Genomic DNA, 18,562 nt, shown 5'->3' on the forward strand with positions numbered 1-18,562 from the left:
CACGTTTAACGTGATAAAATAATCAAACGCATGGCAGCAATTAATCCTGCTGAGATTTCAGCAATATTAAAGAAACAATTATCTGGTTTTACAGCAGAAGGATCTGTAGAAGAAGTTGGTACCGTTTTAACAATAGGTGATGGTATTGCACGTGTTCACGGATTGGCAAACGCACAATATGGTGAGTTGGTTCAGTTTGAGAACGGTTTAGAAGCAATGGTTCAAAACTTAGAAGAAGATAACGTTGGGGTTGTTTTATTTGGTCCATCTACTGGTGTAAGCGAAGGATCTACTGTAAAAAGAACAGGTCGTATCGCATCTATCAAAGTAGGTGAAGGTATGTTAGGACGTGTGGTGGACACTTTAGGAAATCCAATTGATGGTAAAGGACCTATTTCAGGTGATTTATACGAAATGCCAATCGAGCGTAAAGCTCCTGGTGTAGTTTTCCGTCAGCCGGTAACCGAACCAATGCAAACAGGTATCAAAGCTATCGATGCAATGATTCCAGTAGGTCGTGGGCAACGTGAGTTGGTTATTGGTGACCGTCAAACAGGTAAAACTACTGTTTGTATCGATACCATTTTAAATCAAAAAGAATTTTACGATGCTGGTAAACCAGTATTCTGTATATATGTTGCTGTTGGACAAAAAGCTTCTACAGTAGCAAACATTGCAAAAACATTAGAAGAAAAAGGCGCAATGGCTTATTCAATCATTGTAGCTGCAAACGCATCAGATCCTGCTCCAATGCAGGTATATGCTCCAATGGCAGGTGCGGCAATTGGTGAGTATTTCCGTGATACAGGTCGTCCGGCATTAATTGTTTATGATGATTTATCTAAACAAGCGGTAGCTTACCGTGAAATGTCATTAATCTTGCGTCGTCCACCAGGTCGTGAGGCATATCCTGGAGACGTTTTCTATCTTCACTCTCGTTTATTAGAGCGTGCTGCAAAAGTAATCGGTGACGATGAAATCGCTAAAAACATGAACGATTTACCAGAATCGTTAAAACCAATCGTTAAAGGTGGTGGGTCATTAACTGCTTTACCAATTATCGAAACACAAGCTGGTGACGTTTCTGCATACATCCCAACCAACGTAATTTCGATTACAGACGGACAAATCTTCTTAGAGTCTGATTTATTCAACTCGGGTGTACGTCCGGCAATTAACGTAGGTATTTCGGTATCGCGTGTGGGTGGTAATGCACAAATTAAATCAATGAAAAAAGTAGCTGGTACATTAAAATTAGACCAAGCACAATTCCGTGAATTAGAAGCTTTCGCGAAATTTGGTTCAGATTTAGATGCTGCTACCATGAACGTAATCGAGAAAGGTAAACGCAACGTTGAAATCTTAAAACAAACAGTTAACGATCCTTATACAGTAGAAGATCAAATTGCGATCATCTATGCAGGTTCTAAAAACTTATTACGCAATGTTCCTGTAGAAAAAGTAAAAGAGTTCGAAAAAGAATTCTTACAAGTATTAAACTTATCGCACCGCGATACGTTGAATGCGTTAAAAGCAGGTAACTTGTCTGACGAAGCTACAGCTACATTAGAAAAAGTAGCAAAAGAAGTATCGTCTAAATACTAATTTTAAAAGTATATTGTATATTGTAAAATGTATCAAGCTAATTTAGATGCCTTTACAATATACAATTTTACAATATACATTTTAAAAAATGGCAAACTTAAAAGAAATACGTAACAGAATCAATTCGGTGTCATCAACCATGCAGATTACCTCTGCGATGAAGATGGTTTCTGCAGCAAAATTAAAAAAGGCGCAAGATGCGATTACCGCTATGCGTCCGTATGCAGAAAAGTTAACCGAGTTAATTCAAAACATCAGTTCTACATTAGAAGGCGATGCTGCGGGCGTTTATGCAGAGCAGCGCGAGGTGAATAATGTGTTATTAGTTGTAATTACATCAAACCGCGGATTGTGTGGTGCATTTAATGCCAATGTGATTAAAGCTACGCGCACGTTAATTGATACCACCTATGCAGGTAAAAAAGTAGATGTATTAACAATTGGTAAAAAAGGTTATGATTTGGTTGGAAAAACCGAAACCGTTTTTGCAAACCGCAGTGATTTGTTCGATGCGTTAACGTTTGTAAATGTAGAAGCAGTTGCCCAACAAATTATGGATGCCTTTATTGAAGGATCTTATGATAAAGTAGAATTGGTGTATAACCAATTTAAAAATGCAGCAACACAAATTGTACAAACCGAACAATTTTTGCCTTTAAAACCAATTGAAGCAGAATCAAACGCTACTGTAGATTATATTTATGAGCCTTCTAAGGAAGAAATCATTTTAAATTTAATTCCTACATCGTTAAAAACGCAATTGTACAAAGCAGTTTTAGATTCAAACGCAGCGGAACACGGCGCACGTATGACAGCTATGCACAAAGCAACCGATAATGCGAAAGATTTACGCGATCAGTTAAAATTAACGTATAACAAAGCACGTCAGGCTGCTATTACAAACGAAATCTTGGAAATCGTTGGTGGTGCCGAAGCATTGAACAATTAATACGTTTTTTTAAAACATATTTTAAAAACCTTTATCTTAGTTGATAAAGGTTTTTTTTATGGAAAAAATCGCTGTAAACAAGAGCAACAAGTTTTATATTGCCAATCAATTAGTTTTTAAAATCCATATAACTCGTAAATGGATTTTGGGTAAAGAAAGCTACCATTTGATTGATGCATTAGGAAAAACTCAACTGATTTTCTATCTAAAGCATGGTTTTGGATTTAGTAAAATTGTCTTTATAGAAAACAACCTTTCAAGTTGTCAAGAATTTGTTCAAAATAAGAACAGTTTTTATTGGATGTATAATGAACATAAATATTATATAAAGCAGCCTTTTTCATTTTCTTACAAAATCGAGTTTTATAGAGATAATGAGTTAATCGGAAGATCTTTAAAAAACTCTTTCTGGAAATCGTATTTAGATGAAATCAGTTTTTCTTTTCTGAATTTTATAACGGATGAAGAAATAGAGCTATATTTAATACTTTACGCTATTCATTACGCGTATTTTGGAATTGGAGATTAAAATAATTTGCTTATGAAAAAATCAATTAAAGTAACCGTTCCTAAACCTTGTGAAAAGCAGGAGTGGAGTTCAGAATTTATTTCAAACAGAGAACAATTGTGTTTGCTTTGCAGTGAAAAGGTTTTTGATGCAACAAATCTTTCAGACAACGAATTATATAATTTGGTGAATCAAAAAGAGCGACCAAAATGCATGAAATTCAAACAATCACAATTAAACCGACCTTTATTGGTGGCTACCACTAATCATTTTAATTACAAACAGATTTCAAATGCTTTTTACGGATTATTGGTTGCTGGCTTAGTGGTTTCGTGTTCAGTACAAAAACCAACTCAAAAATCAATTGCTGAATATGAACAATTGTTTCAAACCGATCCTTTTTTTAGTGATACCTTGCAGTATGTGATTCGCGGTATTGTGGTTGATAAAACCAGCATGAAGCCTGTGAAGAATTATTCAGTAAGTTTAATTTTTGATGGCGGTTATGGTGTTTTAAGTGATGGTGAAGGACGATTCAAGCTTAATATTCCAAAATATTCAATCAAAGACACTATTACTATTTCTATAATTGGTAGAGATTATGAAACGGATTATTATGAGGAAATAACTGTTCTTAAATCGCAATTACCTTTCAATCAATTAATTTTTGTGCAACAAACAGAACAAGTCATTATTGGAAGTTATATAACATATTAATGAAGTGTTGTTAATTGAGCCAATAGAATTAATCGTTATTTTTATCATAATCTAGAAAGATGTTTTATATGAAAAAATCAATTAAAGTAACCCGTAGTGCATTATATAAAAAGTTGCTCAAGATACAAAAAAGTAGTATATTGTATTGACTGACAATCAAATACAATCATGAGCAACTTAGAAGCAAGTTACAAATTAATTTTGAAGGAATTGCGGAAAATTTCGGAAAAAGAGAATTTATATTTTAAACCAATAAAGCCTAAACTATCTGATATTGAATTAATTAGTTTAATAATCTTGTCAGAATTTAAATCGATTGATTCTGAACATCAGCTATTTAGAGAAATTAAGGGTTTTGAAATTGAATCTAAAATTGAGCGAAGTGTTTACAACAGAAGAAAAAGAAAATTATTTCCATTTATCGAAGAAATCAGAATGAAAATGGTAAAAAAATTTAATGAGTTTGAAAACTATTTTGTGGTCGATAGTATGCCCTTGGAAGTGTGTAAAATAGCACGTTCTTCCAGAAGTAAAATATGTAAGGAGGTCGATTATGCCATTCCCAACAAGGGATTTTGTGCTTCACAAAATTTACATTTTTATGGCTATAAATTACACGCTGTTTGCTCAATTTCTGGTGTTTTTCAAAGTTTTGATTTATCTCCTGCCTCTGTCCACGATATTCATTATTTGCAGGATATAAGAAAGCAAATGTCTGATTGTGTTTTATTTGGAGATAAAGGTTATCTTTCACAAACCATTCAACTTGATTTATTTAACCAGGTCAATATCCAATTAGAAACTCCGAAAAGAAAAAATCAAAAAGGTTATAAACCTCAATTTTATCATTTCAAAAAATATAGAAAAAGAATTGAAACTCTGTTCTCACAATTGTGTGACCAATTTATGATTAGAAGAAATTACGCAAAGACCTTTGAAGGATTTAAAACAAGAATTCTGGCTAAAATTACAACACTGACAACTATTCAATATTTGAATAAATTTGTGTTTAATAGAAATATTAACAACCTAAAAATTAATCTCGTTTAATAATGCACCAGGGGTATTAAAGTAACCGTTCCTAAACCTTGTGAGAAGCAGGATTGGAGTTCAGAATTTATTTCGAACAGAGAACAATTGTGTTTGCTTTGCAGTGAAAAGGTTTTTGATGCAACAAATCTTTCAGACAATGAATTATATAATTTGGTGAATCAAAAAGAGCGACCCAAATGTATGAAATTCAAGCAGTCACAATTAAACCGACCTTTAGTAGCTTCTTCAAATCAGTATAATTACAAACAGATTTCAAATGCTTTTTACGGATTGTTGGTTGCTGGCTTAGTGGTTTCGTGTTCGGTACAAAAACCAACTCAAAAATCAATTGCTGAATATGAACAATTGTTTCAAACCGATCCTTTTTTTAGTGATACCTTGCAGTATGTGATTCGCGGTATTATCATTGATAGTGAAACCAAAATGCCTGCCACTCAGTGCTTTGTTAAGTTAAATTTTAACGGATATGGAGTTTGGAGTGATGAGTTTGGTAGGTTTAAACTTAATATTCCAGAATATTTTGTAAAAGACACATTACAAATTTCAATAAATGGTAATTACACTAAAGAATATTTTGAAGAGATTGAAGTCCTGAAATCAGAATTACCTGTTAATAAAGTGTTACCAATTGAGCCAATGGAATTAATCTTTGTTGGCTACTATGAAGTGGATAAATAATTTTAAAAAACCAATAAACAAAAAGTTAGGAAAATTACCCTAAGATATTTTATATTTGAATTATTAAAAGAGCATAAAGTCATTGTGGCATATCAAATGGCTGTGCACAATCAGAAAAAGCAACTTGCAAAAACTATATAAAACTATAAAAACCAATTTTAGAAGTGAACGAATATTTGAATAGAGCAACTGTTGCCATAGAAGATTTAGTAAAGGATATTATTGAATATACTCCAAATATTATTCTGGCATTATTGGTTTGTTTGCTGTCGTTTTATCTTTCAAACCGAGTAAAAAAAGCTACAGAAAAAATCTTGCTAAAGCGCAATATTAAGCATTCTGCCCGAAACGTGATTGCAAACATGACCTCGTTTGTAACTATTTTAGGCGGTTTGTATCTTATGCTGTCTATAATGAATTTAAGCGATTTCATTAAAGCGTTATTAGGAGCCGCAGGTTTAATAGGTTTGGCAGTCAGTTTGGCTTTACAAAGCACTTTAAGCAATACATTTGCAGGCATTGTTTTATCCTTTATCAAAACTATTAAAATAGGCGACTGGATTGAAACAAACGGATATGCCGGTGAGGTACAAGAAATTAACCTTCGCGTAACAACTTTGTTGCTGGCCGATGGCAATATATTAACAATTCCCAATAAACTTTTAATAGAAAACACATTGAAAAACTATTCGCTTACCGAAAACAGTATTATTAGTTTACAGTGTGGTATTGATTACAACTCAGATTTACAATTTGTGGAAGATTTGGTGGTAAACACTATTAAAAGCGAATTACCTTGTTATGTACCGGGAACAAAAGTGCCCTTTTTTTATTATGAATTTGCCGATTCGTCTATAAATTTTGAAGTGCGGTTTCAATCAAAATCAGGACGAGCTATCGAAATTGCACAATTCAAAGGTTTGGCCATTAAATTGATTCATAAAAAATTCAAAGAACATCACATCAATATTCCATTCCCAATTAGGTCGCTTGAAGTGCGGAATAGTAAGTGATTTAAACCATCATCTGAAAAGCATCTTATGCTGGTGCGAGCGTCACGCTCGTACCAAAAAAGACACGAGCAAGATGCTCGCGCCAGCACTTTTGTTATTAATCTAAATTTTCAGAAATCCCCAAATTCTTCAGTAAATAGTATAATCCCTTCCATTTACATGAACCATCGTTAAAAAAATCATTTTTATCTTTAAATTGAATATTATAACTTTCGCTTGTTGTGCAAAAATCATCTTTTACAAACAATAATTCAATTTCAAAATGTTCTATTAATTTTATTTCTTTTTTTGAAAGGCGTTTTGATTTTCCTTCATATTCAAGAAAATATTTTTTGCGTTTTCGCGAAATGATAAGTTCTTTTTTATCGGAATGAAAACATCCTTGAGATGTAAAATTGATTGTAAAATGCTCGCCTTTTTTTAACTGATTTATTCTTGTTTGAAATTGTTCTTTGGAATAGTCGATTATATTTGTACATAAATCAACTTCATATTTTTTATATTCTTCAACTTTAAAGGGAATTTCAATAAGTTGAGAAAACATATTTTCGAAGATTATCGTGTAAGTTCCTTTTTCAAGATTTTTTACTTCAAGATTTTCTCCAGGTTTCTTCCCTATTGTTTCGCTATGCCCTGAACTATTTTTAATTTTTACTTCTTTTGTCCACCATGCATATCTGTAATATTTTGCTTCAGGAGAAGATTTGTCTCTACAATCGCTTGGAAAAAAGCGAATGCTTGCTTTTTCTTGAGAATAAGCATTGTACGCAAACAGTATGAAAAGAATATATTTATACATTTTGTTTTATTTTAAAACCATTTGAAAAGCCATAGTAATCGTTTGCCAGTATTTATAAACTTTACTGCAACAAATTAAACCTTCATCTGAAAAGCATCTCTTGGCGAACCATCTGCCACATAAATAACGCCACAATACACAAAACCATATTTTTTTAAGAAATTTTGCATCGGTAGGTTATTATTGTTCGTGTCAACCCGAATGTTGTTAATCTGCTTAAAACAATAATCAAAACAAGCTTTGGCAACACCTTTAGCCATTCCGTTTGATGCCAGTCTGTGAATTACGCCGTAAGGTGCATTATTCAGCCATTTTCCGTTGTCGATGACGTTGTAAGTCGGTTCCGGATGATTGCCCATTAAAAACGAGAAATAACCCACAATTTCGGTGTCATTCAAACAAATGTATCCTGTGTTTTGATTGATATCATTCAGAATAACTGCTGCTGACGGATATCCATTGATCCATTGGGTATGGTTTCCGTTTGCGCGCATATTGTTCCGGGCATCATCAATCACTTGCATAATGCTGCTTAAATCTTTGGGTTGTGCAAGTTGTATGGTCATTTCTATATGTATGTGTTGTTGTAAAGCTATGAAAAATTGTGGATGATATAAAAAAAAACACCTTCCAATAAAGAAGGCGTTTTAAAAAAATTGAATAGATTTCTTATTGAAACAAAATATTATCTATTTGAATAGTAGATGTTACTGATGTGTTACCTGAATATTCAAACACTATGAAACCATTACCTGTTACAGAACTTGGGAATTGGTAGCTGCCACTTGGTGTGAAATTCGCTGCATAGCCGTTTGTTGTTCCACTTGAATAGGTGAACTGCGTGGTAATGTTTGTGAAGTTTGTTGTGTTTATATAGTCGCCATACGTATAGTTTGATGCCGGTACATAATATACATTTAAAACATCGCCATTGTAGTAACCGTCTTTGGTATCAAACGATAAACTATTGTTGCCATTGAATTGTACAGGCACAATAAAATAACTTTTTGTTGTGGAAGCGCTGTTTCCAAAAGCGGTTAACTGAATGTATTTATTATTTTGGAACGATTTTACCGCCCAATATCTTCCGCCTAAAGCATAATCATTACCATATTGTGGGAATGTGCTGGCAGTTGCAGCTACTTCAAAACTTTCAAAGGTTTCGTTAACCGTTGGTGTAAATACCATGCTGGTACCTCCAATTGCTGTTACAGGTCTTACACGTGGATTGTTTAACTGAATATCATTAAATGTACGCGCCATAAATTGGTAATCGCTATTGAATTTTGTAAGCACTCCACGAATTTTTCCATTGTTTTCTGGAACCACTTTGCTTGCAAATTTTGCGAACTCACTGGTTCTAAAAATCATTGTACCGGTAGCATCAACAATATTGTGGTTTGTTGCCCCACCTAAAACATTATTAGGATCGTAAAAGGTTTTGCCAACGGCACTATCGTCGAACTGTACTTGATCAATTTCAACCAACGTGTTAATGTAGTTGTCATTTTTAAGGTCAGCCAACGTAATGGTTTTCATTAATGTTGTTTCTGAAACAACATCTGCCGAAGGAAAAACTTTTTTGTAGAAATCTTGTGGGCGCATTCTGCCTACGCTTGTTTCTTCATACAAATCGCCTAAAACTAATGATCCGTGTACTATTGAAAAGTATAAATCCTTTAAATAGATATACACTTTTCTACCCGGAGCGATATCGTTGCTAATGTTGTACATATCCACCGAAATAGAAAAACCTTTTGTGCCTTCTAAATTTTGCAATGATACCGATTTGTAGAATGTTCCGCCTTCATCGCTAGATGATACGTAGGCTTCTAAAATATCTTCTTCGGTGTATTGTTGCACAGTTGTGTTGGCTTTGGCATACAACTCTTCTAAAGTAATTGTAGCTGTGGCTTTGTGGTATTCTATTTCTGGTGAAGAAACATCGTCGCTGTTTGCACAGCTTGTTATTCCTAATGTTGCAACCAATGTCAAGGCTGCAAACGTATATTTTAATGCTTTCATATCTAAAAATTAAAATACTTTAATATTATCTATCATATAAGCTCCTGCATTTGCACTTGCTGTTCCGCCTGTTGCTTTAAAAGCAATATAAATATTTCCGGTGTATTCTTGTAGATTTATGACACCTGAATTAAAAAAATCGTAATTAAAACCGCTGCCTATTTTTGGTCCGTTAAAAGTAACACTTTTCCAAGTTGCTGTAGTTACATCGCCTGTAAAATCTGTAGAAATTAGTACTTCTAAAAAGTTGTTTTCTACATTTACTACGTGGTGTTGAGCAGATTGAAAGGTTAAACGCTTTTTAACTGCTGTATCTACATTAATTGCGGGTGTTACAAACCATGCAACGTTTAATGTTTCGTTACTGTTAAAAGGTGAAAATTCGTAATACGCATTGCCTTGGTACGAGGTTGAAAACCATTTTTTTGTGCCAGTTTCTGCAATATTTGTAAATTTAGATTCATCAAAAGTACCATCGATTACTTTTTGAAAATCTTCCATATAAATTGTTGGGCTGTATGTTGGTAATTCCTGTTCGTCTTCTGGGGAACAAGCTGCAAAAACACTTACCAAGGCAATTACAGCTACTGGGAATAAAAATTTTATTTTTTTCATATCACTTTTCATTAAAAGTTCATGTATAAATTTAAGAAATAAGTTCTGCCGAAACCATAAAAATATTTAGGTCCAAATGTGCGTGTTCCGCTTGCGTGGTCCATTAATAATTCGCGGTAGTTGGCATTACGTGCTTGTTCAAAACCACCTGTTTTGTATTCTAAACCTAACACGTTGTTGATGGTTGCAAAGAAACCAATTGTTTTACCACCGATTCTCCATGATTTTCCTCCTTGAAGGTTTACCAAGAAAACATCGTCTAATTTTTCTTGTTTTAACAAACGTTTTGCTACGTTGGTATCTACATCATTAAAGGCAGCACCTCCTTGACCGGGTTCGTTAAAAAAGTTGTTTGTGCGTAGCAAAGGCGAAATATCTAAATAAATATCTGTTAGGAAGTTTGCGTTTGCACCAATCCACCAATATTTTGGATCGCGGTACTCAATTCCCAATGAATAAGCTTGCTGTGGCGTACCTGCAACGCGGTAGTTTTTAATATAACTTGTACCGTAGTTCACAATTGGACTTAAACCATTTTCACGACGACCATCTACATTTAAGTAAACGTTCGCATTGTCTGAATAGATCGATTGGCTAAAGTTTGCAGCTGCTAATACTTTAATGGTTTTTGTAGCTTGGTATTCTGCTCCCAATTCCATACCCATACTTTGTCTGCTGATGCCACGCGTGATTTCTGCAACGAAATCGCTACTTGTTTCATCGTCTAGTTCTAAATCGATACCATCTGCATAGAAGAAAGACGTTCTTGTTGCATCTTTAATTTCGTTGAAATATGCTCCAACACGTCCTTTTAATTTTGGTGTACGGATAATATAGTTAATATCCGATCCAAATACTTTTTCATTGGTTAATCCATTTACAGTTGCATCGCTGATACGAATATTTGAATAGCTGTTGCGAATTGACGGAGCTTGTGTGTAATAACTAGCGTTGATATTAAAAATATGCTGACCGGTTAATTTATACGTTGCTCCCCCTTTGAAACCATAGTTTTCAAATGAAATTTTTTGACCTTTTCCAAATGATGAATCTGCATATAAACCGTTTCTGTACAATCCTTCACGTTGGTATTCTGTGTATGATGCGTTTTGACTTAGATAAAAACCTAATTTACCATAGTTGAATCTAAATTGTGTGAATAAATCAACCACATTTGCATGCATGATAAAGTTGTAACCGTATTTATCGCCTTCGTAAACTTTACGGTTTGGATTGTTTAAATCAGAAGCCGAAAATTCTTCTTTTAAAAACAAATCGTTATCAATTAAATAAGCACCACCTAGCAAATCAAGCATTTCTTGGTATCCTTCTGAACGCAAGTTACGGTATGTTAAACCAGCGTTGAACCCTATTGCATTTGAAATTTGTGTGTTGAACAAGGTGTTTGCTGTAAATTGGTTGTCTTGCATCACATCGGCATACAAAGCATTTACTGCGTATCCTTTTGAAGCATTTTGAAGGTATAAACGATCCCAGTTTATTTGTGAATTGTTTAAGAAATCAACTCTGTTGCGTTCTGCATTTGCAAAATCGGGTGTCCAAATTGGACTGCTTCCGTCGGTATTGTGAAAGTTTAAATAATAACTTGGTAAGTTTTTGTAGTAGGTAGGATCTGGATTGTTTGCCCCATTATTTTCTAATCGGCTGTTTGAAATCTTTCCAAATTGATACGACACATTGGTGTTTAAACTTGTTTTTTCGTTGATGTCCCAGTAATGGCTTAAAATAAAAATGGGCTCTTCCACATCTTTATCGCGTGAGTTGCGTTTTTTTCCGTTTTGCCATCCCCAATAAGAATTGTATTGGAATCCTTTTAAATCAACCACCTCTTGTGTGTTAGGCCCGTTTTTACCACGGCTGTTTTGTGCATAAATAGCCGATAAATTTAAACTATGGTTGCTGTTAATTTTCTTTTCAATGGCTAAGAAAAATGATTTTGCATCATAATCTGTTCCTTCAAAAAAGCCTTCTTTAGCCATACGGTAAGATGCCGATGCTGCATAAGCCCAGCCATTTCTATTCATTCCTGAACCATAGGTAATCATTCCGCGGCCGCTATAGTTGGTATTAGCACCAGAAAGAGACACACGTGTTCCTGGACGCATAAACGACGCACGGGTATTGATTGCTTGTACACCCAAAATTCCTCCGAAAGTGTAATCATTTGGCATTGATCCATTGATAAACTCTTGGTTACGAGTAGCATCATTTAATCCGCCCCAGTTAGAGAATTGCGGACGGCCATCAAAAAGCTTGTTCATGGTAATACCATTGATAAAGATATTACCGTATTCATTGTCTAAACCTCTGATTCTGAAACGTGCTTGCCCCCAGTTGAAAGCGGCTGCTTGTTGAAATGGATCGCGCGAAGCTTGCAAAAGACCCGATGTGGTTTCTGAACCCGAGTTGTCATCGCCCAAATCATTTTCTGTTAGGGTAATTAAACTTAGTTGTTGTTCAGAAGTTACATCCTCTTCTAAATAAATGGTGCCTAAATCAATGTCTGATTCGTTTGTTATATCCAAAATAAATCGTTTTTGAACATAACCAGTAAACTCAATGTAGAGCACCTGATTGCCCTGAATTGGGTTGGCAATTACAAATTCACCTTGCTCATTGGTTGTGGCAGATAAATTGGTGTTGAATAAACTTGCTGTTACTTTGAATAAAGGTTGCTGTGTTTTTGCATCAACCACCACCCCGCGTAACGCTGTACTTTGTGCCCAAGTTGTAAGGGTAATTAGCACTAAAAAAGTGCTAAAGAGTAATTTTTTCATAAAAAAACTAAAAATAAACTATTTAAAAAAATTGTAAGTTTAAACTAAACTTAACACGCTGCAAATGTAGTTATTTTATAAATATTAACTAATTTTGCATGCACGTTTGTTGAAAACTTTATATAAACTTAATATGGGCACTACATTTAGATTTTTACTTTTATTAACATTGCTGGGAACTTCAGGGTTTATGAATGCTCAGCAAAAATCATACATGGTACATACGGTAGCTTTCTACAATTTAGAAAACTTGTTTGATACCATACGCGATGAAAAAATTTACGACGAAGAATGGACACCAACCGGTACACGCAATTGGGGTTCTAAAAAATACCAAGAAAAACTGGAAAACCTAAGCAGAGCTATTTCTGAAATCGGGACTGATGAAAACCCAAATATGCCTACTATTTTGGGCGTAAGTGAGTTAGAAAACCGCAAGGTTTTAGAAGATTTGGTAAATATGCCAAAACTAAAGAGTGCTTCTTATGGTATTATTCATTACGATTCACCAGATCGCCGAGGTATTGATGTAGCACTTCTGTATCAAACCAAACATTTTAAACCCACAAGCTCAAAGAATATACCATTATATATTTATGACAGCACCGATTCTAAATACAAAGACAGCAACAATGGCAAAGGTAAGCGTATTTACACGCGCGATCAATTGTTGGTTTCGGGCTTGTTTGATGGCGAAGAAATGCACTTTATCGTAAACCACTGGCCATCGCGTTCAGGAGGTGAAAAGAAAAGCAGCCCTAATCGCGAAGCTGCGGCTGCATTGAACAAAAAAATCATCGACTCGTTATACAAAATCAATCCAAATGCAAAAGTGTTTACAATGGGCGATTTAAACGACGGACCTTATAACAAATCGGTAAAAGAGGTTTTAAATGCCAAAGGAAAGAAAGAAGATGTGAAAAAAGGCGAGGTTTTTAACCCTATGTATCAAATGTATAAAGATGGGCAGGGAACGATTGCTTATCGCGATGCATGGGATATTTTTGACCAAATTATATTTACCGAACCATTACTAAGAAAAGATTATACAACCTATCAATATTGGAAAGCAGGAATTTTTAACAAACCTTTTCTCGTACAAAAGTCGGGGCAGTATAAAGGTTATCCATTGCGAAACCAACTAAGTGGAGAACCAGGTTTTAGCGATCACTTTCCGGTATATGTTTATATTATAAAAGAAATGTAGCAAACAAATAGGCTGTCTTTTTAAGGCAGCTTTTTTTTATTCTGTATGCATTCGTCATCACATTTTTTTTATATCTTAGATTGCTGTTTCGTTTATAAAACGTTAAGAGTATATAATACACAGCGAAAATTAGTATCTTTACACAAATTTTTATTAATTAAAATCAGCAACAAAAGTTGCTCAATATATATGGCATGTACAAATTGTTCTACTAAAACAAACGATTCAGGCATTCCAAAAGGTTGTGGTAGTAATGGTTCTTGTGGAACCGATAGTTGTAATAAACTAAGCGTGTTCGATTGGTTGTCGAATATGCATTACCCGTCAGGTTTTGAACCTTTTGATGTAGTAGAAGTCCGTTTTAAAAATGGTAGAAAAGATTTTTATAAAAACACGGATAAATTACCCTTACAAATTGGCGATATTGTAGCAACAGAAGCCAGCCCAGGACACGATATCGGTGTGGTAACTTTAACAGGTGAACTAGTTAAGGTGCAAATGAAAAAGAAAAAAGTAGATCCCTATGGAGATACTTTAAAAATATACCGCAAAGCCAGTCAAAAAGACATTGATATTTGGAGCGATGCCCGCAAACGCGAAGAACCTATGAAAGTTCGTGCACGCGAAATAGCGATTGAATTAAAATTAGAAATGAAAATTTCTGATATCGAATTTCAAGGCGATGCTTCAAAAGCTACTTTTTACTACACAGCAAACGATCGGGTTGATTTTCGTCAACTCATCAAAGAATTTGCGCGCGAATTCAGTATTCGAATCGAAATGAAGCAAGTTGGTTTCCGCCAAGAAGCTGCTCGTTTAGGAGGAATTGGTTCTTGTGGGCGCGAATTGTGTTGTTCTACATGGCTAACCGATTTTAGAAGTGTAAACACAGCAGCAGCACGTTACCAACAACTTTCGCTTAACCCGCAAAAGTTGGCAGGACAATGTGGTAAACTAAAATGTTGTTTAAATTATGAATTAGACACATATTTAGATGCTTTAAAAGGGATGCCCGATGCTGAAACACGTCTTCAAACTAAAACCGGTGAACTTATTTGTCAGAAAATTGATATTTTTAAGGAAGTCATGTGGTTTGCATACCCATCAAACAGTGCCAATTGGTACAAAATTGAAGTAGAGCAAGTAAAAGAAATCATAGCCTTAAACAAGCAAGGAAAAACGGTTGAAAGTATCGAAGAGTACGTGTTTGAAGAAGCTGTTACAGCATCTTTACAAAGCGTTGTTGCAGAAGATAGTTTATCACGTTTCGACGAGCCAAAACGCAAAAAAAGACCGCAGCGAAACAAGAAGAAAACAGATAACAAAGTTGCTTCAAACGCACCTCAAAAAAGACCAACTCGTAGCAATAACAATAACAATAACAATAGCAATAGCAATAGCAATAGCAATAACAATAACAATAGCAATAACAATAGCAATAACAATAACAAAAGCAATAGAAATAGCAATAACAACGCGAGTGGTTCTAAAGCGCCTAATCGATCGTCACAAAACAATCAGGCTGAAAAACCTAAAAACGATCAGCAACCAGCTCATCAAACAAGCGTAAAAAATAATCAAAATCAGCCGCGGAAAAAGAATTATAGAAAACCCAATAAAAACAACGCGCCTAAACAAAACCGAAATTCCAATGATAATAAACAATAAAAGAAACCTCTTTAAATTTGTTGCTTTATCAGCTTTTTTGGTGGTAACCAGTTGCAATAATGCAGATTTTTTCAACGAATACAGGTCGTTGCCAAATGGTTGGGAAAAAAGTGAGCCGGTGGTATTTAGTTTTGAATCATTAGATACAGTGGCCAAGAGAAATGCGTATATTAATGTTCGCACCACCAGCGAATATCCATACAGCAATTTGTATGTGATTATAAAAACCACACCTCCCGAAGGCAATGCAATTGTTGATACCTTGCAATACCAAATGGCAAATGCAGATGGCAGCATGCTAGGAAGAGGTTTTACCGATGTGAAAGAACATCGATTAATTTGGCGCGAAAAAACATCGTTTAAAAAACAAGGCGTGTATAAAGTGGAAATTCAACACGCAATTAGAAAAGTAAATGAAGTGAAAGGAGATGCTGTGTTAAACGGAATCACCGATATTGGTTTACAATTACAATAATTTGCATAAGATATTATGGAAAAAATAGATGACCCTAAAAAGAAAGAAGTATCAACCAATAAAAGATACTTTCGATTATTTTGGAAATTATTTGGAGCAGGAATTGCCTTTATTGTGCTAATTTTTGCTTTTGCAAATTGGGGGATTTTTGGGGCAATGCCTAGTTTCGATGAGTTAGAAAATCCGGAATCAAGCGTTGCAACCGAAATCATTTCTGCAGATGGAAAAACCTTAGGTAAGTTCTATTTAGAAAACCGTGTGCCTGTAAAATACGAAGAATTACCCGAACATTTGGTAGATGCATTAATTTCTACCGAAGATGAGCGTTTTCGGTCACATTCGGGTATAGATGCCAAGGGAACCATGCGTGCTGTTTTCACTGCAGGATCAAGCGGTGGAGCAAGTACTATTACTCAACAGCTTGCAAAAAACTTGTTTCATGGCAGCTCTGGATCAAGCAATAAACTTTTTCGTGTCATTCAAAAAGTGAAAGAATGGATAATTGCCGTGAAATTAGAACGTCAATACACCAAAAACGAAATCATCGCCTATTATCTAAATACCGTAGATTTTGTAAGTAATGCTTATGGAATTCGGTCTGCTGCAAACATTTATTTCAACAAAGAACCTAAAAACCTAACAGTTGAAGAAGCTGCGGTTTTAGTAGGCATGCTTCAAGCGCCTTCTCGATACAACCCTCGTTTTAATCCCGAACGTGCAGAAAAACGTAGAAATATTGTATTGGCACAAATGGCAAAAAATGGTAAATTAACCGAAGCCGAAAAGCAAAAATATCAAGCAAAACCTTTAAAAATTAAGTACACACCTGAAACCCATACAAAAGGTTATGCTACCTATTTCAGAGAATATTTGCGCGATTATATGCGAAAATGGGTGAAAGAAAACCCTAAAAAAGACGGTTCCACCTACGATATTTACCGTGATGGTTTGCGAATCTATACAACTATCGATTCCCGTATGCAAGAATATGCTGAAGAGGCGGTGGAAATGCATCTTTCAAATCTTCAAAAAGAATTCTTTAAACAACAAAAGGGTAACAAAAACGCTCCGTTTATTCAAATTAATCAATCAGAAACCAAAAGAATTATAGACCGTGCCATGCGCAATTCTGAGCGATGGAGACAAATGAGCGCACAAGGCAAAGATGAAGCCGATATCATTAAATCGTTTGATGTGAAAACCAAAATGGCCATCTTTACTTGGAAAGGTGAAAAAGACACACTCATGACACCTCGTGATTCAATTGTTTATTATAAACATTTTCTACAATCGGGAATGATGTCAATGGATCCAATAACCGGAAACGTAAAAGCATGGGTGGGCGGAATTGATTATAAGCATTTTCAATATGACCACGTGGCACAAGGAGCCCGCCAAGTAGGTTCCACCTTTAAGCCGTTTGTATATGCAACAGCTATTGACCAGCTGGGAATGAGCCCTTGTGATTACATTTACGACGGTCCTTTCACAATGGCAAAAGGTCGTTATGGAATTCAGCGTCCGTGGTCGCCTAAAAATTCAGGTGGTAAATACTACGGTTCAGTGACTATGAAATATGCTTTAGCACAATCGCTCAATACAGTAACAGCTCGCTTAATGGATCGCGTGGGTCCAAAAGCGGTCATTGATTTATGCCGAGATTTAGGTGTAAAATCAGATATTCCTGCCTCTCCGGCAATTGCTTTGGGTGCGGTAGAAATTACCGTGAGCGATATGGTAGCTGCATACAGCACATTTGCCAACCAAGGCGTGTATGTGAAACCGCGATTTGTGAATAAAATTACCGATAAAAACGGCGTTGTTCTGTTCGAATCAAGAGCAGAAACCCGCGATGTAATGAACAAAGACATCGCTTATGCCATCATAAAATTATTAGAAGGCGTTACGGAAGGTGGATCAGGAGGTAGATTGCGTTATACAGGATCAGGAGGTGCCGGATACCACACCATGACCGGATATCCGTATGCATTTAAAAATCCAATTGCTGGAAAAACCGGTACCACACAAAACAATTCTGACGGATGGTTTATTGGTATGGTGCCCAACTTAGTTACAGGTGTATGGGTGGGCAATGAAGACCGTGCCGCACATTTTAAATCTACAGTTTACGGGCAAGGTGCCACTATGGCGCTGCCTATTTGGGGTATTTTTATGAAGAAATGTTATGCCGATAAAGAGCTTTATGTTTCAGATGAAGAGTTTGAACGACCATCAAACATAAGTGTATTGGTTGATTGCTGGAAACGCGCTGCTACCGACTCTGTTATTGGCGGAAGCAGTAAACGAGACAGCCTTGCACCACCAACGCAAAGTGTACCTGAAGAATTTGACTTTTAATAATTAAAACGACTTCCTTATTTTGAAGTCGTTTTTTTTTAAATTTTATACCATACTTATACATTTTTTTAATAGTATCCCTTTATCAGTAGCA

16 protein-coding genes are annotated in these 18,562 nt (G+C 35.3%); 11 read left to right on the forward strand and 5 right to left on the reverse strand.

The window, feature by feature from the left end; all coding sequences use genetic code 11:
- The first annotated feature begins 30 nt into the window (after positions 1-30).
- The 7 genes from atpA to MG290_RS10495 all read left to right on the forward strand — a co-directional run bounded on the left by atpA (position 31) and on the right by MG290_RS10495 (position 6,523).
- Positions 31-1,605 carry a F0F1 ATP synthase subunit alpha gene (atpA, locus tag MG290_RS10465; protein ID WP_264561250.1) on the forward strand — a complete coding sequence of 525 codons (1,575 nt, stop codon included), beginning with the start codon at positions 31-33 and terminating at the stop codon, positions 1,603-1,605.
- Positions 1,606-1,693: 88 nt separating this feature from the next.
- Positions 1,694-2,554, forward strand: a complete 861-nt coding sequence (atpG, locus tag MG290_RS10470) for an ATP synthase F1 subunit gamma (protein ID WP_264561251.1) — start codon at positions 1,694-1,696, stop codon at positions 2,552-2,554.
- A 58-nt stretch (positions 2,555-2,612) separates the two neighbouring features.
- Entirely contained in the window at positions 2,613-3,083 is a 471-nt protein-coding gene (locus MG290_RS10475; protein WP_264561252.1) for a hypothetical protein, read from the forward strand.
- Between the two features lie 12 nt (positions 3,084-3,095).
- A complete protein-coding gene (locus MG290_RS10480) occupies positions 3,096-3,779 on the forward strand; it encodes a carboxypeptidase-like regulatory domain-containing protein (protein ID WP_264561253.1) in 684 nt (227 codons plus the stop codon).
- Positions 3,780-3,947: 168 nt separating this feature from the next.
- On the forward strand, positions 3,948-4,829 hold the full coding sequence (locus MG290_RS10485) for an IS982 family transposase (RefSeq protein WP_264560924.1): 882 nt from the start codon (positions 3,948-3,950) through the stop codon (positions 4,827-4,829).
- 183 nt (positions 4,830-5,012) lie between these two features.
- Positions 5,013-5,510, forward strand: coding sequence for a hypothetical protein (locus MG290_RS10490; RefSeq protein WP_264561254.1), 498 nt, complete (start codon positions 5,013-5,015; stop codon positions 5,508-5,510).
- Between the two features lie 164 nt (positions 5,511-5,674).
- Positions 5,675-6,523 (forward strand): mechanosensitive ion channel family protein, encoded by an 849-nt coding sequence (locus MG290_RS10495; protein ID WP_264561255.1) that lies wholly within the window; start codon positions 5,675-5,677, stop codon positions 6,521-6,523.
- A gap of 97 nt (positions 6,524-6,620) precedes the next feature.
- Here the strand turns inward: MG290_RS10495 and MG290_RS10500 are convergent, their stop codons facing one another.
- The 5 genes from MG290_RS10500 to MG290_RS10520 all read right to left on the reverse strand — a co-directional run bounded on the left by MG290_RS10500 (position 6,621) and on the right by MG290_RS10520 (position 12,760).
- Positions 6,621-7,322 carry a hypothetical protein gene (locus MG290_RS10500; RefSeq protein WP_264561256.1) on the reverse strand — a complete coding sequence of 234 codons (702 nt, stop codon included), beginning with the start codon at positions 7,320-7,322 and terminating at the stop codon, positions 6,621-6,623.
- Positions 7,323-7,396: 74 nt separating this feature from the next.
- Positions 7,397-7,888, reverse strand: coding sequence for a GNAT family N-acetyltransferase (locus MG290_RS10505; RefSeq protein WP_264561257.1), 492 nt, complete (start codon positions 7,886-7,888; stop codon positions 7,397-7,399).
- A gap of 103 nt (positions 7,889-7,991) precedes the next feature.
- Positions 7,992-9,347, reverse strand: a complete 1,356-nt coding sequence (locus MG290_RS10510; protein ID WP_264561258.1) for a DUF5689 domain-containing protein — start codon at positions 9,345-9,347, stop codon at positions 7,992-7,994.
- 9 nt (positions 9,348-9,356) lie between these two features.
- Positions 9,357-9,962 carry a DUF5017 domain-containing protein gene (locus tag MG290_RS10515; RefSeq protein ID WP_264561259.1) on the reverse strand — a complete coding sequence of 202 codons (606 nt, stop codon included), beginning with the start codon at positions 9,960-9,962 and terminating at the stop codon, positions 9,357-9,359.
- An 11-nt stretch (positions 9,963-9,973) separates the two neighbouring features.
- A complete protein-coding gene (locus tag MG290_RS10520; protein WP_264561260.1) occupies positions 9,974-12,760 on the reverse strand; it encodes a TonB-dependent receptor in 2,787 nt (928 codons plus the stop codon).
- 133 nt (positions 12,761-12,893) lie between these two features.
- On the opposite strand from MG290_RS10520, the gene MG290_RS10525 reads away from it, so the two are divergent.
- The 4 genes from MG290_RS10525 to MG290_RS10540 all read left to right on the forward strand — a co-directional run bounded on the left by MG290_RS10525 (position 12,894) and on the right by MG290_RS10540 (position 18,468).
- Positions 12,894-13,967, forward strand: a complete 1,074-nt coding sequence (locus tag MG290_RS10525) for an endonuclease/exonuclease/phosphatase family protein (protein ID WP_264561261.1) — start codon at positions 12,894-12,896, stop codon at positions 13,965-13,967.
- Positions 13,968-14,156: 189 nt separating this feature from the next.
- Positions 14,157-15,635, forward strand: coding sequence for a PSP1 domain-containing protein (locus tag MG290_RS10530; protein WP_264561262.1), 1,479 nt, complete (start codon positions 14,157-14,159; stop codon positions 15,633-15,635).
- The gene (locus MG290_RS10535) at positions 15,619-16,110 is read left to right on the forward strand and encodes a gliding motility lipoprotein GldH (RefSeq protein ID WP_264561263.1); all 492 of its coding nucleotides are present in this window, start codon (positions 15,619-15,621) and stop codon (positions 16,108-16,110) included. Before MG290_RS10530 ends, MG290_RS10535 begins: the two co-directional genes overlap by 17 nt.
- A gap of 15 nt (positions 16,111-16,125) precedes the next feature.
- Positions 16,126-18,468: a penicillin-binding protein 1A gene (locus MG290_RS10540; protein ID WP_264561264.1), complete on the forward strand. Its 2,343-nt coding sequence runs from the start codon at positions 16,126-16,128 to the stop codon at positions 18,466-18,468.
- The last annotated feature ends 94 nt before the right edge of the window (positions 18,469-18,562 follow it).

It is taken from the genome of Flavobacterium sp. CBA20B-1 (assembly GCF_028473145.1).
GTDB lineage: Bacteria > Bacteroidota > Bacteroidia > Flavobacteriales > Flavobacteriaceae > Flavobacterium.

Coding starts and splice junctions, on each gene's coding strand:
- atpA (WP_264561250.1), top strand. CDS start 31: ATGGCAGCAATTAATCCTGCTGAGATTTCAGCAATATTAAAGAAACAA.
- atpG (WP_264561251.1), top strand. CDS start 1,694: ATGGCAAACTTAAAAGAAATACGTAACAGAATCAATTCGGTGTCATCA.
- MG290_RS10475 (WP_264561252.1), top strand. CDS start 2,613: ATGGAAAAAATCGCTGTAAACAAGAGCAACAAGTTTTATATTGCCAAT.
- MG290_RS10480 (WP_264561253.1), top strand. CDS start 3,096: ATGAAAAAATCAATTAAAGTAACCGTTCCTAAACCTTGTGAAAAGCAG.
- MG290_RS10485 (WP_264560924.1), top strand. CDS start 3,948: ATGAGCAACTTAGAAGCAAGTTACAAATTAATTTTGAAGGAATTGCGG.
- MG290_RS10490 (WP_264561254.1), top strand. CDS start 5,013: ATGAAATTCAAGCAGTCACAATTAAACCGACCTTTAGTAGCTTCTTCA.
- MG290_RS10500 (WP_264561256.1), bottom strand. CDS start 7,322: ATGTATAAATATATTCTTTTCATACTGTTTGCGTACAATGCTTATTCT.
- MG290_RS10505 (WP_264561257.1), bottom strand. CDS start 7,888: ATGACCATACAACTTGCACAACCCAAAGATTTAAGCAGCATTATGCAA.
- MG290_RS10510 (WP_264561258.1), bottom strand. CDS start 9,347: ATGAAAGCATTAAAATATACGTTTGCAGCCTTGACATTGGTTGCAACA.
- MG290_RS10515 (WP_264561259.1), bottom strand. CDS start 9,962: ATGAAAAAAATAAAATTTTTATTCCCAGTAGCTGTAATTGCCTTGGTA.
- MG290_RS10520 (WP_264561260.1), bottom strand. CDS start 12,760: ATGAAAAAATTACTCTTTAGCACTTTTTTAGTGCTAATTACCCTTACA.
- MG290_RS10525 (WP_264561261.1), top strand. CDS start 12,894: ATGGGCACTACATTTAGATTTTTACTTTTATTAACATTGCTGGGAACT.
- MG290_RS10530 (WP_264561262.1), top strand. CDS start 14,157: ATGGCATGTACAAATTGTTCTACTAAAACAAACGATTCAGGCATTCCA.
- MG290_RS10535 (WP_264561263.1), top strand. CDS start 15,619: ATGATAATAAACAATAAAAGAAACCTCTTTAAATTTGTTGCTTTATCA.
- MG290_RS10540 (WP_264561264.1), top strand. CDS start 16,126: ATGGAAAAAATAGATGACCCTAAAAAGAAAGAAGTATCAACCAATAAA.